Raw genomic sequence first — 14,178 nt, 5'->3', positions numbered from 1 at the left:
AGGATTTGATGACCACATTTATCGAGGCCGTGGAGGCGGCTGACACGCTCATCGATCAGCTTCAGGGACTGACCGAGGACCCCCTCTATCTCCCGCGCTTCTTCGATACGCTATTCGGAATACGCACGGCGCTCGGTAACGCACGCGATCGCTTCGCTTCGTCCCACAGTGCCGAGACCGTGGGCCGACCGGCGTTCGCCACGATCCTGGATCGCTGCGAACAGGCGACGGCGATCGGCGCCGCGCTTTTACCCAGCGATGCGGAGGTGTCCCGGTACGCAGCAGCCGTACAGCGCGCGATTGCGGCACTCGCCAATGACGAAGTGGCGTCCGCTCGGCCAGCCCTGCGCGGCGCGCTGCGCCTTCGACGATCATCAACGCCGTTGGTAATACCCGGACGCCGGCCCGGTCCAACGCCCGAGCCATATTACGCCAGCCTGATGAAGCTATTCCCGGTCGAGGCGGTAACGCTTTACCCCCTCGCCATAGGAATTGCGGGCAACGACATCGTCATCCGCTTGATCCTGATCGCCATCATCACGCTGTTCGTCATCGCGCTGCGCTGGTTTGGAACGCAGGAGGAGAGTGGGGGAGATGCCGATGTGCTGGCGATCGGCGTGTCGGTCATTTCGTTCGAGCTCTACGCCGCCTCGCTAGGCGGGTTTGGCTACCTCTCGGGCGGCCCGGCGCAGACCAGCCAGTTTCTCGCGTTCATCACCATCATGTGGGTCGCGCTCGTACCCTTCGCGCTTCGCCACTCCCGCCGCTAATCGATAAGGAGACACGATCATGTGCATGTCCACCCATCGGCATTCGCTTCATTGCATCTTGCCACCCTACATCCTTTCCAAGATCGCCGAGAACGGCTCGCCTGCGTTGCGCGCCATGGCGATGCACAGCCTGATGATTGATCCGACCATCCGGATCGTACGGGCCAGTACGGCGGGGCCCGTCACCGGAGATCTCGCCCGCCGGCGGTCGGCTGCGGGCAACATCCTTGTCCCCAGTCCACTTCGAACGATCCGAGACGCTGGGGGCGAACCTGAAGCGCCTGGTTCTGTCGTCGTGCGGCGTGAAGGGGAGGGACCGACGGGCGATATCGCAGTCGACGAGGCGTATGATGGCTTGGGTGCAACGTTTGCGCTGTTCTGGGAGGCCTATCAGCGCAACTCAATCGATGATGCCGGGCTGCCGCTCGATGCCACGGTCCATTACGACCAGGACTATGACAACGCCTTCTGGGACGGCACCCAGATGGTGTTCGGCGATGGCGATGGCGAGCTGTTCAACCGCTTCACGATCGCGCTCGATGTCATTGGTCACGAGCTCACGCACGGGGTTACCGAGAAGGAGGCAGGGCTTGCCTACTTCAACCAGTCGGGCGCGCTCAACGAGAGCATCTCGGACGTTTTCGGCAGCCTGGTGAAGCAGAAGTTGCTGGGCCAGACGGCCGATCAAGCGGACTGGCTTATTGGTGCTGGACTTCTAACTTCCGCAGTCAAAGGCGTCGCGCTGCGGTCGATGAAGGAGCCTGGAACGGCGTACGACGATCCTGTCCTCGGCAAGGATCCCCAGCCCGGCCACATGGACGATTTCGTCCGCACCAATCAGGACAATGGCGGGGTTCATATCAACTCCGGTATCCCCAACCGGGCCTTCTACCTGGCGGCGACGACGATCGGTGGAAACGCATGGGACCGCGCCGGTCGGATATGGTACAATGCGCTGCTGGACCCCAATACGCGGGCCAACACGGACTTCGCCGGCTTTGCCCGCGTCACCATCGACGTCGCGGGACGTTTGCACGGTACGGACAGTGCCGAGACGACAGCCGTCGCCGAAGCATGGACAACGGTTGGAGTGATCTGATGCAGATGAGCAAGGCTTGCGACAAGACCGTAACGGGCGAAGCCCGGGTACGGATCGAGGGAGGCCTTGCCCATTTTCCGGGGCTTGCGAAGGAACAGACTATTTCGTTCGGCGACCTTGCAACGCCGGAGCGTCAGGAACTCACCAGCCTTGCCGACCAGGTTGACTTCTTCGGTTGCGAGCCATCGACCGATATCGCGAGGCCGGATGCGCGCACGTATACGGTTGGCCTGACGATCGACGGACGGAGCCGGGAGATGCGGCTCGCCGAGCCGATCCGTGACCCCGCCATGGCGAAACTCGTCTCCGTCGTTCGCCGCCTGAGCAAACAGCATCCGCCAACACGGTGACGGTCTAAACAAACCCTGGGGCTTACTGATCCTTCTCGGCGCGCTTGCGATCCGCCTTGCGCGCCCGGCTAACGGCCGCTGCGTGTTCGCGAGCGCGCTTCTCCGACGGTTTCTCGAAATGGCGGCGCAGCTTCATCTCGCGGTACACACCTTCGCGTTGCAACTTCTTTTTCAGAACGCGAAGAGCCTGGTCGACGTTGTTGTCGCGGACAATGACCTGCATGAAACCTGACTTTCGAGATTGCGTCGATGATTAGACAGCCCTGCCTATAAGCCGGGCGGGCATGTGCCAAGTCCATGATTAACTTGCCGGCTTCAAATGCAATCATCTGACGCGAACGTGACTAATTCTGCCCCATGCTGGAACGGCTTCTAGACCGCAGCCCCTAGGCATTGACACTGATCCACCAGGCTGGAGAAGGCCCCATGACCAATTCCGACGTGCCTGCCTATCGTGTTCAACTGCTACCGGCGCCGATAGTAATCGACGCGGATGGCCTCCCAGTCGCGAATTCCCATGTGGTCGAGATCGTATTTCCAGGGGACACGATCGATACAACGCTGGGGAAGGTGAACACGATCGTCGGACCGGGAACTGCCAAGATTATCGTTGAGGACGCGACGTACCGCGGGATCAGCCTTTGCTGAGTTTGCGCGCTGTGTAGCCTTCGGGCAGGGGAGCCTGCCAACCAAGGAAGCAGTAATACATGGCGAACCGTCTCACGATTGATCAGGACAGCCTGGTCGACAACGACCGCGAAAAGCAGGTCGAGTTTACCGCCGACATCGATAGCGACGACCGCGACTTTGCTGTGAAATACGCCGTTTTGCGTGAAGTGAGCGGCGACGAACCAGACAATGACGCCCTGGAACTGTTCGAGCGGTTCAGCGACGAGATACTTGATATCTGCGCCGATCTTGCCGAGCTTCGGCCAACGGCCAATCTGATAACAGTGACAGAAAGTGACCTCGAGTAGCAGTCGCTCCGAGGCGCCCTTCGAAGCGCGCCGCTTAAGGCAGCAGTCAGGTCAGGGTTGGCATCTTCAAGGCTCATTGAGGATCCCAACTTCCGCATGTTTTTCAGTTCTCTACGGCGTTTGCAGATCGGTCTTATCGTTGCCAGCTTGGCATTCGGCCTGCCTGCGCAAGCCGCATATGCTCGATCACGCGTCTCTGAGATCGTCGTCGATGCCTCAACCGGTACCGTTCTGTTTTCGCAGGCGCCGGATGCGACGAGACGGCCGGCGTCGCTGACCAAGCTGATGACGCTCTATCTCGCATTCGAAGCGCTGGCCGATGGCCGCTTACGGCTAAGTGACCCTTTGCCGATATCCCGCCGGGCGGCCCGCCAGCCGGCGACGCATTTAGGCATAGCCGCAGGTGGGAGGATCACCGTCGGCAAGGCGCTGGATGCTATCGCCGCGATCTCTTCGAACGACCTGGCCGTTGCCGTGGCTGAACGCATTGCTGGCAGTGAGCCAAAATTTGCCAGACTGATGACGGCAAAGGCACGCCAGCTTGGGATGCGGAACACCCGGTTTGCAAACGCATCCGGGCTGACCAGCACCGGGAACGTGACAACGGCGAGCGACATGGCGAAGCTCTCTCGCGCCATCGTCAGGCAATTTCCGCGGCAATATGCCCGGTTCAGCAGGCGTACGATCCAGTGGCGATCGCGTCGCACTGCCAATCATAACCATCTGCTCGGTCGGGTTGCGGGCGTCGACGGCATCAAGACCGGGTACACCTCCGACGCCGGCTACAACCTCGCAGCGTCGGCGATGCGTCGAGGTCGGCGTATTGTGGTCGTGGTGCTGGGTGAGACCAGCGTTTCGGCACGTGATGCGCGCGTTGCCAACCTGATCGAGTTGGGCTTCACCGGGGCGAGATCGAAGGCGCGTCGCATACGTCGGCGGTAACTTTACGAACCGCCTTTGGCACGAATCAGAGCCACGAGGATCGTTCGGATCGATAATATTTCTTATGTTAAATCAATAAGTTAGCGGATATTCGGCATCGATTTTGCATGGCTTGGTTCCGGCTTTCGCCGGGAGCCGTCTCAAGCAGCAACCCTGGCCAGGACCGCATAAAGCTACGCGCTTCCCACGCCGAGGCCACCTGAGATGGAAGACACGGACGTAACTACGACGCCATCGCTCATCGCGATTGATAACGTCAGCCCAACAAGGTATATACATGGCATATGCAAAGGAGGCGTCGTGACCCAGACATCTGCTAATGTCGACGTGCGCGAAGCCAGGCTGTTTCGCAACAATCGCAGTCAGGCAGTGCGAATTCCCGCCGAGTTCGAATTTTCGGGAAGCCGTGTGCTCATCCACAAGGAAGGCGACAAGCTTATCATCGAGCCCGAACCCAAGGCCCGTCTTCTCGACATCCTGAAAGGGCTAACCCCCCTCGCCTCTGAGGATCTGTTTCCAGAGGATCTCGATGCTACGCTGCTCCCGCTCAGAGCCGTCGACCTGTGACCGGGTCACGCTACATGCTCGATACCAACATCGTCTCCGACCTCGTTCGAAATCCGCAAGGCGCGGTGTTCGATAAGATCGTGGAGATCGGGAGCGACAATCTGTGTGTCAGCATCATCACCGCGGCCGAACTGCGCTATGGTTGCGCCCGTAAGGGGTCCCCTCGCCTGCTCCAGCAAGTGGAAGCCATTCTGGGCGGGCTCGAGATCCTTCCGCTCGATGTCCCGGCCGACGCCGAATATGGGGGGATCCGTGCCGAGCTTGAAGCCGCTGGCAAACCGATCGGCCCCAACGACCTCCTGATCGCAGCCCATGCCTATGCACTAGGTGCCACGCTGGTCACCGCTAATGTCGGCGAGTTCACACGTATCCGGGGTCTTCGTGTGGAGAATTGGCTCGTCTGACGTCGACGGCTCCGCTTACGAAAACGGGGCCGGAACCGATAGCAGCGGTCCCGACCCCGTCGATCGAAGGATCCTCCGTCGAAACGGTGGATAGACTGGCTTAACGCATCTGCGTCGAATCCGGTCCACCACCCTCGATATACGGATCGTCGTCAATTTTCCATGAACGGTCCTTTCGGCCGTTCCACCCGCCATACGGCACTTCACCCGAAGGACTTCACCCCGAAGGGACATCACCATGACCGTCATTGCACTTTCAGCCCGACGCAGTTCACTGAGTTCACTCGAGAACGCCTACGCCGTGGCCATTCAGCTTCGTGAGAGCACCGGCGTCGACCAGTTTGTGGTCCGCACCGACAATCCCATTCAGCCTTTCCGTGTCTCCCGGTGCCGGCCACATCACCCGGAGAGTCTTCTCGCCCTGGTCGCCTGACTGGGCGACTATCGTCAGCCCTCGGTCGTCACGTTGGCCATGATTTGCGCGGCCGTCAGGCTCTCGCACAGCTGGGCGTTTGTGGCATAAATCACCGCAAGCTTCTGCTCGCGCATTACCATGCACATCCGACCACGACGGTACGTCAGGCTCTGCAACCAGGCGAGTTCTGTAATCGCCTGCTCGATAGGCGTGTCGTACAGCAGGTACCAAAGCCGCATCTGGAACGGGCTCTTGTCGCGCAGGATCTCTTCGAGATCCTTATGACCCTCGCCACGGCCCATGCCGTTGCTCGTTTCGCTCGCCAGTGCGGTGAACGCTTCCTGCATCTCCGTGATCGCGAAATAGGCAACGTCGAGGCCGATCCCGATCGTGGCGCCTGCCAGCACCCGCCGATCGGTCGATATCTCGGGGTCGCCGTTCTCGTTGGTGCCGCTGTTATTCAGCACGTCATATAGCGGGAGGTCATAGTCATACCCCCGCATCATATCCTGTACTTTCATCATATCCTCCTTCGGGTGAGGCCTCGGATTTGGCGGGATCGTTATGAGATCGAGCAGTACCCGGTCGCGTGACGAACATTGACAATTCCGCTGCCTGCGGCAATGTCTGTACGTCACGACAAACAAGGTCAAGCCGCCATGCAAACTTTCTCCAGTCGCGACTTCAATCGCGAGCCAGGTCGCATCAAGCGAGCCGCGGTTGATGGCGCAGTCATCATCACCGAACGCGGCCGACCAATCATGGCGGTCATGCCCTTTGCCGAATACGAGCGGCTAAAAGCGCCTCCTGGCAACATCCTCGACGCCCTCGACATGGACGAGGTCGGAGACATCGAGGTCGACTTCAGCCGGGCAGCATCGTTCCCACGTCCGGCGGTCTTCGACTGATGTACTTGCTCGATACCAACGCCCTGTCCGAGCTGCGCAAGCGGCGCAGCGGAAAGATCAGCGCAGCCGTCGAAGCGTGGGCCGGTAGCGTCGATCAGGCGGACATGTACCTTTCGGTCATCACGATCATGGAGATCGAGCTTGGCATCGCACTGCTCGAACGGCGCGATCCGCAGCAAGCCGGCGTGTTACGGCTATGGCTACACGACAAGGTCATGCCCGCCTTTGCCGGGCGCATACTCCCCGTCGACACGGCGATTGCGCTGCGCTGCGCGCGGCTGCACGTTCCGGACACCAAGAGCGAACGAGACGCCTGGATCGCCGCGACGGGGCTCGTACATGACCTGACGATCGCAACGCGCAACCTCGCAGACTTTGCCGGCACCGGTGTGACACTGCTCGATCCGTGGTCGTTCACCGTCAGACCTGGCTAATAAAAATAAAAACGTGGGATTTTATGTAGATAAACCGTTGATAATGCCCAAACCGTCAATCATAATCGATTAAGCTGAGTCAAGTTATGAGAGGTTGGATGATTGATGCGCTCCCGGAATCCGCCCCTGCCGATCAACCGCCGATCGACGTCCCGCTGGATCTCATGAAAATGGCTCTCGCTTTGTTCGATCGCGAAGACGATAGCGGAAGCGTTTCGGCATGCCTTCTCCAGGAAGCGATCGACGCCCGTTCCACGCGGTAATCCCGCGTGCTGCATGCGCTGTGTATCGGAGCCATTTTAGCAAATCGCGGGTTGATGCGTATGACCTTATCAACAGTCCCTTACGCCCTGGCCGTCGACGACGAACCGTTCATCCTTATGGATATAACTGGCATCCTCGAAGACGCGGGTTTCCGTACTTACGAAGCCAGTAGCGGCGATGCCGCGATCGCCATGCTTCCAGAGTACGCCCACACCATCACCCTCCTCTTCTCGGACGTCGACATGCCGGGCGACACGAACGGGTTCGCGCTCGCGCGCCACGTCGCCGAAAACTACCCGTGGATTGAGATCGTCATCGGTAGCGGCCGCGTCAGCCCGGAAACGGGTGACCTACCGGAGAAGGCGACGTTTCTCTCCAAACCGTTCAACGCTCAGATGATCCATGGCCATCTTCGCGAAACCCTGCCCGATGGCAAGTTGCCAGAACCGCTCAAGAACGCGATCTGATCCGCGTAGGGCGGCGCCGTTCAGTCGTCGTCGCTCTCGACCGGCGCCGTCACGCCACGCGCTACGAGCGCGGCATTCAGCTGACGCCTGATGCTCATGCCGTTCAAGTGGCTGAATACGCCCTCATAACCCTCGGCGGTAAGGCGTTCTCGAATGTCTGAAACCGAGCGACAGGCCCCTGCCCTCGCCAGCTGAAAGGCCCGCTCAACCGTACCGATGCGCGTGTCGCTCAATGTCCCCCCGGATAGCCAAGCGATCGCGCGAAATGCGGCTGCCGGCTTTCGCCGGTTAACAACCAAAAATTATGCGGTTCAAGCCTGTTCGCGGTTGCAAAACGTTGTTCGCAGATGCAGCATGGCGACGCCTTTCAGGCATCTTCTCCTAAAAACTATCCGGGCCGGCTCACGCTGGCCCTTTTTTTGTTTGCCGAACGCCACCCAGTGCGCCTGACGGTACCGTCGGCACCGCCTTGGCCTGAATTAATCCAACCCGGCTTGATGTCGCTATGGCTGCTTGAGCCGTGCAGCCAACACCCTCGTCTCACGCGCGATCTGCTCTTCCATCATTGGCCAAATATCCCGCGCCGCGGCGCAATAACCTGACCAGTCCGCCTCGATCGACGTCGACGTCCATTGGGCAATATGCGCGCGCGAAAACATCCGCTTGGTTGCGGTTGCAAAGAGTAACTCGGACAGCTCCGTTCTCAAGCCATCGTCGGCATCTTTTAGCAAAGTTGGAACGATCACCTCGCTGACATACCTGGATCGCGACAGGCTGGACGCCGTCAACTGTTCACGGGCGTCCGCCAGCTCACGACTGTTCGGGTTTTCCTCGCCGCAATGCCGTCTGATTTCGCGAAGGCCAGCCATGATGTCTCGATGATGCCCTTCCAATGTGCAGAGCATCGCTTCCGGATTCATTTTTGTAACCCTCCCCTGCCGAACGATCATACATCGCGAGGCATGTGCTTTTGTGTTTTCGGCCAGCGTCACTGCGACGTTCGCCCTTTTAGATAGGCCACTTTAAAGACTTGATTGATGGGCTCAAGACAAGCTTTTCCCCTACGGAAATGCGATGCTTTCTTGTCGATGGGGCCGTCTCGAATGTAGCTTGTGGCCGTCGTTAAACGACGCCTTCAGCCGTCGTTGGCCTGTCTGCAGCGATTGCCGGAAATCGCTCGCACAACGTGTTTATGCCCACCAGAAACACCTCGGTGAGGTTGGCGACCGGGAACGGCGGTGGCTCGCCGTCGCCGCAATACTGGACACATAACATCCAACAGCATGAACCAGCTCGAATGACAGGCTCCAGCAGTAAGTCTGAGTCTGATGACGATCGCCGCGTGACCGACCCCGTCGCATCGCTCTCCACCAACTGCCAGACGGTGAAGGGAGGTCCTGCGTAGGTCACCCAGGCGATACCGTTCGTGTCGATCGTGGCGCTCAGCAAATCCTTGTCAAAAGCGGGCACGATAACTTTCTCCAAAAGGCAGGTCTGTTCGGTCGCATGGTGCAGAGATTGGCGTGAAAACGAAAGCGCTCCGGTGCGTGATCGGGAGCGATCTAGACGAGGGGTAGCCGGACGGAATCGTTGAAGATTTCAAGCAAGAACAGGAAGGGTTGGGACATCCCGCCCAAGAGGGCGGGACCGTTCAATAGTCGGCAAGGGCCTCCCCGAGCCCCGCGAAGAGCGGGTCTCGGCCCTTCGGGTACAATCACTTGTCGGGCTCCCGGCACGCGCTGAGAGGGCTCGTGCGCCAGGGTCCGAGGATGGCGTGGGGCGGGGTGCGGATCCACCCTGACGTCACGCCCAGGACAACGACCACCGCAGGCAGCCTTCGGCTGTGGAATCATGCGCTAGGCGCATGATGTGTTCTTTGTGGGCCTGTGTTCTCATCACACCCTTCGCCGTCTCTCAGTGTCTCGGCGTGGCAGACCCGTCCGACGGGGTCGGCGTCAAACGGGAATTGTCCGCTGGAGCGGACAATGCTTTTGTTTGATTTGAAGGCGCCTCAACAAGAATACCGGGCCTAAAGGCCCTACGGTTTCCACCGCTAAAGCGGCGGAGCCTCCGTCATTCGTGTGGACCCCGCCAGCCGTGCCTGCCTCTTGAGCCCCTGCGAGGACGGCTCCGGGTGCGATGAGAACAAAGGCCGGGCCTTGCCCATCAGCACGGTAGAAACAGAATTGCTCGCTACCGCGATCAATGCGTCTTTGATTTGTTATTTACGCCCCCTAGTCGGGGGCTTTTTTATGCTCGGACTCACCGTGTACGATGAATGGGCGTCAAGTAATCAATCAGGTTGGTCAAATAGACTAGAGGGGGTAAAAAGAAGATGCCGGAGGGGAAAGGCCCCAAGCACCGGCAAACAGGGGGATAGGCCCCCGCAACGTGGAGTGAATACTATGAACATCGGTTCTTTCAAGTCGGTCGGCGGTCAGCTTCTCGGTTCGGTCGCAACGGCAACCATCGACCTCGCGCGCCTTGGCCTCCGTCCCGTCGAGAGCACGAACGACAAGGCCCCCGCGTTCGAGATCATGGTTTTGAACGTCGCGAAGCGTTGGGTGCAGATCGGCGCGCTTTGGGAAATGACCAGCAACAGCAGCGGCGAAGTTTTCTATCAGGGTAAGCTGGACGACCCCAGCATCAGCGAACCCCTCCAGATCATGCTTTTCGGCAATAACGAAGAGGGTTTCCGCGTCGTCTGGAACCGCCCGACCACGCGCCGCGAAAATCTGGACGGCACCCGCCAGAACCGCCGCAAGGCATCGGATGACGGTTTCGGCACCGGCAACGCCACCGACAACGGCCAGCTTTCCGAGCCGCTGAACGACGAAATCCCCGCGTTCTAAGCGACCAAGACGGGCGGGGAGAGGGGTGCAACCCTCCCCCGACCCTAAACCGCCATCCCTGCCAAAGGTACGAACCATGACCAAGAAAACGACCTCCCCGCGCCTTACCAGCTTTGCCGACTTGGGCGAAGCCATGAATGGCACCAACGCCACGCCCGCGACCGGCAGCGCGTCTGACGACGCGACCGACCCCCGCACGGCGGAGATTGCCGAGAGCATCGCCGACGCAGCGGCAACGACCAATTTTCAGGAAGCGTTCGGCGACGTTGGCGCGCTTTCCATTGTCGAGCTTGGCGCAGGCCGCGCCGAACTCGACATGCCCGAGCCGATCGAGGCGCAGCACGATTGCGCGGCGATCATGGCAACGCTTTTCGACCTGTTCCGCGATACCCGCCTAGAGGCGAGCGCACAGGCGATTGCATGGGGGTTCGTCAATTCGTTTCACTACGAAGCGCAGAAGCTGGAACGCGAGGAAGACACGCTTTGCCGCGACCTTGGCGAGATGACGCGCCGTTATGATCCGTCCGAGATTTACGCCGTCGAAATGGAGGAATTGCAACTCCGCGCCCAGACCAAGACAGAACAGCGCGCCGCCATCGAATGCATGCGCGACTATGCCGCCGACTGCTACCGGGCGCAGTCCGGCCACCCTTGGTCCCCCGCGCGCGGATCGAAGGTTTCGAGCGGAGGCACCGCAAGCCAAATTGCCGCCCTCGATTTCTTGAAGGCCCGCGCGCAGGACCACCGCGAAAAGCGCAACCCTACCGGCCCGCTTGTCGTCTTTTCGGGCGGTCAGGAGTGGCACGACTTCAAACAGCTTTGGGACCGCCTCGACCAGATCAAAGCCCGTATCCCGCACATGACGCTTTGCACCACCGCGCAGCGTAAAGGGTGCGACATGATCGCGGCAGCATGGGCGGCGAGCCGTGGCGTTACCGTGGTTGCCTTCACACCGCAGACGGGCCGCTATGGCAACCGCGCCGGGTTTGTTCGCAACGAGCAGCTTGTAAAACTCGCACCCGTTGAAGCCATCGTTTGCCAAGGTTCCGGCCTGCAATCGAACCTGTTGCAGACCTTGAAGGACGCCCGCGTCCCGACCCACGCCTTCCGCATCGACGGACAGGCACCGGCACCGACCGCAACCAAGCGGCAGGCAATCGGCTAACCCTATCCGGGCGGCGCAGCCGAGAGCGCGCCGCCCCTCCCCTTTCCTTGGCAGGAAACACTAGGCCAGCGGCGGGTGAAATCCCCGCGCTGGCCCCTTTTTGTCAGCGTTGCTGTGGGGGGAACCCTACGGTTCCCCCCACGCCAGGCGACCGGCCGCGCGACATCCTTGGCACGGCCCCGTCGGGCCGCACCTGGACGCCGCGCAGCCGGTCGCCTTCCCCCCTCCGGTAATGCGCTGCCGCAGCTTAAGAAGCATCGCGAACGAGCTGCCCGAAAGTCCGGTTTGAGGCTGGCGCGGCACCCGGCTCGCTCGCATCGGTCAGGCCCTTCGGCCTGCCCTTCGCTACGCCTCGGCCGGGGAAGCGCCAGGGCGGGCATCGAGCCCGCCTTGGCGCTGCTGCCGCGGGGAAAAATCTATCTCAAGTCGTCCTATTATCCCGGGCGGCGCGACGAGCCTCAAGGGACGGCAGGGTCCCACCATTTTTCTGCGAAATGTCGTTGCCCCTACCGCCGCTAAAGCGGTCGCAAGAGCGATCCCTTGACCCTCGCCGCGCCGCCCTAATCCGGAATGCGTCTTGAAGAAGAAGGAGGACGAAATGCAAGTCGCGTTGTTCAGAGCACTAAGATCGGCTAATATCGACGATGAGGCAGCGGCAAAGGCAGTCGTCGTCGTCGAGGAGCAGATCGACATGGCCGTGGGTCGCGCAATTGAGCCGTTGAAGCAGCAGATCGCAGGTCTGGAGGTAAAGCTGGAAAGCGGCCTCAAGGGTATGCAGACCTCAATCGACGGACTCAAATGGTACATCATCGGGCTCGGGTCACTGATGACGGGAGCAATCGCGATCGGGGCTGCGCTCACCGCCTACGCCCAGTTCATCAAATGACCGCGGGAGGGGCTTCGGCTCCTCCCTTCATCTTCTAATACTCAAAGGGCCATCCGGGCGATCGGGTGGCCCTTTTCCGTTGCTGATTTCGACGGGCGTGCGGGGCCGGCTCGCTCGCTTCGGTACGGCCCCGTCGGGCCTCCCCTGGCTACGCATCGGCCGGGGAAGCGCCGGTGCGGGCATCGAGCCCGCCCCGGCGCTGCTGACGCGGTTTTCAACGTCTGACAGTCATACCCTGCACGCCTCGCTCGCCTGCGCGCAGCGGCCTTTCGCCCGTGCGCTGACTACGCGTCGCGGCATCGACGGTGATGCTCGATCACAGGCGTCGCGGAACCTCTCCGGAGAGGAGGGAGGGAGAGATTTGCGGTTACAACGAAGGAGGTTACTATGACCATTACGTTCCGCGTCGAAGACGGCCGCGCCATCCTCGCGCCAATGGCGGCAATCATCACCCCCGACCAGCTCGCATCGCTACGCGATCTGCTTGCCGAACAATCGCTCCGGTTGGGTTTTGCCATGTTGCTCCCGGACTACGGCGTCACCGGCGATCCATGGTTCGAGTTCGACGCCCGCGTCTGCCATCTGTCGCTCGCAATCGTCTCAAAATGCTTCGATCACGACCCCTCCGTCATCGCGATTTTGGACGAGGCTCAGTTCCTCGGTCGACGCGTCCGGGTGGCGCAGACTGAACCCACTGGCGATATTACGATACGCCTGTCTCTGAACCCGGATGCGGCCCCGGAAATAGCTCTCGCAAACCCCCAAGCGCTGGCGCTGTTAGACGGCCTTGGGATCGACCGCATGGTCGCCGGCATGGTGCCGATGACGGAGCTTCGCCGGAGGCTGACGGATCCCCGCATCAGGCGCCGCCTCGATTCCGATCCGGACATGGCCGAGAGCATTGAAACGCTAGCGACGATGGCGGCACTCAAACCGATCGAAGGGGAGTACCTGCTGGCTTGGATCTGATCGATCCGCGTCTATCTAAAATGACTGCATGGGACGCCCAGCCTACCGGCTGACGCGTCCCTTTTTTTGCCTGATGCTACTAAGCCGGCTGCGCCTCTCCCTGTCCAAACAGAGAATGGCCGCACGAGGTAGCAAACCCGTGCGGCCATTGGCGTGGGCCTCGGCCTCGATCCGTCTCAGGCTTTCGCCGTGAGCCGCTTCTCGACCTCGTCCACGCCTAGCGTCTTCACAGCCTCCATCAACCGCTCCAGTCGATCCAGTGGGAGCTTGAACAACCCTACCCTCTCAACCGTCCCAATAGCCGTATCCCGCAGCTTCCTCAGATGCGCCTTTCGACGATCTACCAGCTTGCGTTCCTCGGCCTCGATCGCGGCCATTTCAGCGTCCAGTGACTTCGCCATAGTTCTTGCCTTTTGGTCAGGCTGATCGGGCTCTGAACGGCACCGGTATAGCCACCGATTAGGCGAGGGAAAAGCGCCAACCAACCATCAGCTCAACAGACCAAGGAAAACCCCGTGACGATCGTCGCACACCGACCCCAAGACACCCCGCCAGAGCGACCAGTCCGACCGTCATTCCGCCGTGAAGGCGGGCCTTTGCCCCGCGGACAACCGAGATGCCATCATATCGATCCGAAGGACCGAGGAGACCAAATCAGCACATGGGAATCGGGACTACAGTAGAGCACACCTTACGCAAGCTACGCTTG

The 14,178-nt window shown here is 60.6% G+C and carries 22 protein-coding genes; 16 read left to right on the top strand and 6 right to left on the bottom strand.

Going from position 1 to position 14,178, the window contains the following annotated elements; translation table 11 throughout:
- Window positions 1-8 precede the first annotated feature (8 nt).
- Genes AC1MH0_RS19780 through AC1MH0_RS19770 form a run of 3 tightly spaced genes read left to right on the top strand, consistent with a single transcriptional unit; the run spans window position 9 to window position 2,219 of the window.
- Window positions 9-770, top strand: a complete 762-nt coding sequence (locus AC1MH0_RS19780; protein ID WP_480965881.1) for a hypothetical protein — start codon at window positions 9-11, stop codon at window positions 768-770.
- Window positions 771-789: 19 nt separating this feature from the next.
- Window positions 790-1,869 (top strand): M4 family metallopeptidase, encoded by a 1,080-nt coding sequence (locus AC1MH0_RS19775; RefSeq protein WP_480965880.1) that lies wholly within the window; start codon window positions 790-792, stop codon window positions 1,867-1,869.
- A complete protein-coding gene (locus AC1MH0_RS19770) occupies window positions 1,869-2,219 on the top strand; it encodes a protealysin inhibitor emfourin (protein ID WP_480965879.1) in 351 nt (116 codons plus the stop codon). The genes AC1MH0_RS19775 and AC1MH0_RS19770 overlap by 1 nt, the downstream gene beginning before the upstream one ends.
- A gap of 22 nt (window positions 2,220-2,241) precedes the next feature.
- Here the strand turns inward: AC1MH0_RS19770 and rpsU are convergent, their stop codons facing one another.
- The gene (rpsU, locus tag AC1MH0_RS19765) at window positions 2,242-2,442 is read right to left on the bottom strand and encodes a 30S ribosomal protein S21 (protein ID WP_056483632.1); all 201 of its coding nucleotides are present in this window, start codon (window positions 2,440-2,442) and stop codon (window positions 2,242-2,244) included.
- 203 nt (window positions 2,443-2,645) lie between these two features.
- On the opposite strand from rpsU, the gene AC1MH0_RS19760 reads away from it, so the two are divergent.
- The 6 genes from AC1MH0_RS19760 (at window position 2,646) to AC1MH0_RS19735 (ending at window position 5,542) form a co-directional block, all read left to right on the top strand.
- Entirely contained in the window at window positions 2,646-2,867 is a 222-nt protein-coding gene (locus AC1MH0_RS19760; RefSeq protein WP_480965878.1) for a hypothetical protein, read from the top strand.
- 59 nt (window positions 2,868-2,926) lie between these two features.
- Window positions 2,927-3,196: a DUF1488 family protein gene (locus AC1MH0_RS19755; protein ID WP_056678177.1), complete on the top strand. Its 270-nt coding sequence runs from the start codon at window positions 2,927-2,929 to the stop codon at window positions 3,194-3,196.
- Window positions 3,197-3,292: 96 nt separating this feature from the next.
- Complete coding sequence (locus AC1MH0_RS19750) at window positions 3,293-4,138, top strand: D-alanyl-D-alanine carboxypeptidase family protein (protein WP_480965877.1); 846 nt, start codon at window positions 3,293-3,295, stop codon at window positions 4,136-4,138.
- Window positions 4,139-4,438: 300 nt separating this feature from the next.
- Window positions 4,439-4,705 carry an antitoxin gene (locus AC1MH0_RS19745; RefSeq protein WP_243643430.1) on the top strand — a complete coding sequence of 89 codons (267 nt, stop codon included), beginning with the start codon at window positions 4,439-4,441 and terminating at the stop codon, window positions 4,703-4,705.
- 14 nt (window positions 4,706-4,719) lie between these two features.
- Window positions 4,720-5,109, top strand: coding sequence for a type II toxin-antitoxin system VapC family toxin (locus AC1MH0_RS19740; RefSeq protein WP_056678503.1), 390 nt, complete (start codon window positions 4,720-4,722; stop codon window positions 5,107-5,109).
- Window positions 5,110-5,347: 238 nt separating this feature from the next.
- Entirely contained in the window at window positions 5,348-5,542 is a 195-nt protein-coding gene (locus AC1MH0_RS19735) for a hypothetical protein (RefSeq protein ID WP_081874273.1), read from the top strand.
- Between the two features lie 14 nt (window positions 5,543-5,556).
- Here the strand turns inward: AC1MH0_RS19735 and AC1MH0_RS19730 are convergent, their stop codons facing one another.
- On the bottom strand, window positions 5,557-6,045 hold the full coding sequence (locus AC1MH0_RS19730) for a hypothetical protein (RefSeq protein ID WP_132833849.1): 489 nt from the start codon (window positions 6,043-6,045) through the stop codon (window positions 5,557-5,559).
- Between the two features lie 78 nt (window positions 6,046-6,123).
- Between AC1MH0_RS19730 and AC1MH0_RS19725 the strand changes: the two genes are divergently transcribed.
- The 3 genes from AC1MH0_RS19725 (at window position 6,124) to AC1MH0_RS19715 (ending at window position 7,597) form a co-directional block, all read left to right on the top strand.
- On the top strand, window positions 6,124-6,432 hold the full coding sequence (locus tag AC1MH0_RS19725) for a type II toxin-antitoxin system Phd/YefM family antitoxin (protein WP_480965876.1): 309 nt from the start codon (window positions 6,124-6,126) through the stop codon (window positions 6,430-6,432).
- Window positions 6,429-6,866: a PIN domain-containing protein gene (locus AC1MH0_RS19720; RefSeq protein WP_480966123.1), complete on the top strand. Its 438-nt coding sequence runs from the start codon at window positions 6,429-6,431 to the stop codon at window positions 6,864-6,866. Before AC1MH0_RS19725 ends, AC1MH0_RS19720 begins: the two co-directional genes overlap by 4 nt.
- A gap of 323 nt (window positions 6,867-7,189) precedes the next feature.
- Window positions 7,190-7,597, top strand: coding sequence for a response regulator (locus tag AC1MH0_RS19715; protein WP_480966122.1), 408 nt, complete (start codon window positions 7,190-7,192; stop codon window positions 7,595-7,597).
- Window positions 7,598-7,617: 20 nt separating this feature from the next.
- On the opposite strand, the gene AC1MH0_RS19710 is transcribed toward AC1MH0_RS19715, so the two are convergent.
- The 3 genes from AC1MH0_RS19710 to AC1MH0_RS19700 all read right to left on the bottom strand — a co-directional run bounded on the left by AC1MH0_RS19710 (window position 7,618) and on the right by AC1MH0_RS19700 (window position 9,067).
- On the bottom strand, window positions 7,618-7,830 hold the full coding sequence (locus tag AC1MH0_RS19710; protein ID WP_480965875.1) for a hypothetical protein: 213 nt from the start codon (window positions 7,828-7,830) through the stop codon (window positions 7,618-7,620).
- A 270-nt stretch (window positions 7,831-8,100) separates the two neighbouring features.
- Window positions 8,101-8,589, bottom strand: a complete 489-nt coding sequence (locus AC1MH0_RS19705) for a hypothetical protein (protein WP_480965874.1) — start codon at window positions 8,587-8,589, stop codon at window positions 8,101-8,103.
- A 130-nt stretch (window positions 8,590-8,719) separates the two neighbouring features.
- Entirely contained in the window at window positions 8,720-9,067 is a 348-nt protein-coding gene (locus tag AC1MH0_RS19700; protein WP_480965873.1) for a hypothetical protein, read from the bottom strand.
- Between the two features lie 935 nt (window positions 9,068-10,002).
- Here AC1MH0_RS19700 and AC1MH0_RS19695 point away from each other — a divergent pair.
- The 4 genes from AC1MH0_RS19695 (at window position 10,003) to AC1MH0_RS19680 (ending at window position 13,469) form a co-directional block, all read left to right on the top strand.
- Window positions 10,003-10,449 carry a DUF736 domain-containing protein gene (locus tag AC1MH0_RS19695; protein WP_426284027.1) on the top strand — a complete coding sequence of 149 codons (447 nt, stop codon included), beginning with the start codon at window positions 10,003-10,005 and terminating at the stop codon, window positions 10,447-10,449.
- Window positions 10,450-10,525: 76 nt separating this feature from the next.
- Window positions 10,526-11,614 (top strand): DUF2493 domain-containing protein, encoded by a 1,089-nt coding sequence (locus tag AC1MH0_RS19690; protein WP_480966121.1) that lies wholly within the window; start codon window positions 10,526-10,528, stop codon window positions 11,612-11,614.
- A gap of 577 nt (window positions 11,615-12,191) precedes the next feature.
- Window positions 12,192-12,500 (top strand): hypothetical protein, encoded by a 309-nt coding sequence (locus tag AC1MH0_RS19685; protein ID WP_480961891.1) that lies wholly within the window; start codon window positions 12,192-12,194, stop codon window positions 12,498-12,500.
- Between the two features lie 387 nt (window positions 12,501-12,887).
- Window positions 12,888-13,469 carry a hypothetical protein gene (locus tag AC1MH0_RS19680; protein WP_480965872.1) on the top strand — a complete coding sequence of 194 codons (582 nt, stop codon included), beginning with the start codon at window positions 12,888-12,890 and terminating at the stop codon, window positions 13,467-13,469.
- Between the two features lie 176 nt (window positions 13,470-13,645).
- Here AC1MH0_RS19680 and AC1MH0_RS19675 read toward each other — a convergent pair whose 3' ends face one another.
- Window positions 13,646-13,870: a hypothetical protein gene (locus AC1MH0_RS19675; protein ID WP_480965871.1), complete on the bottom strand. Its 225-nt coding sequence runs from the start codon at window positions 13,868-13,870 to the stop codon at window positions 13,646-13,648.
- Window positions 13,871-14,178 lie beyond the last annotated feature (308 nt).

The organism is Sphingomonas sp. AP28 (assembly GCF_056680455.1).
This window is presented reverse-complemented; position numbering and strand designations above follow the sequence as displayed.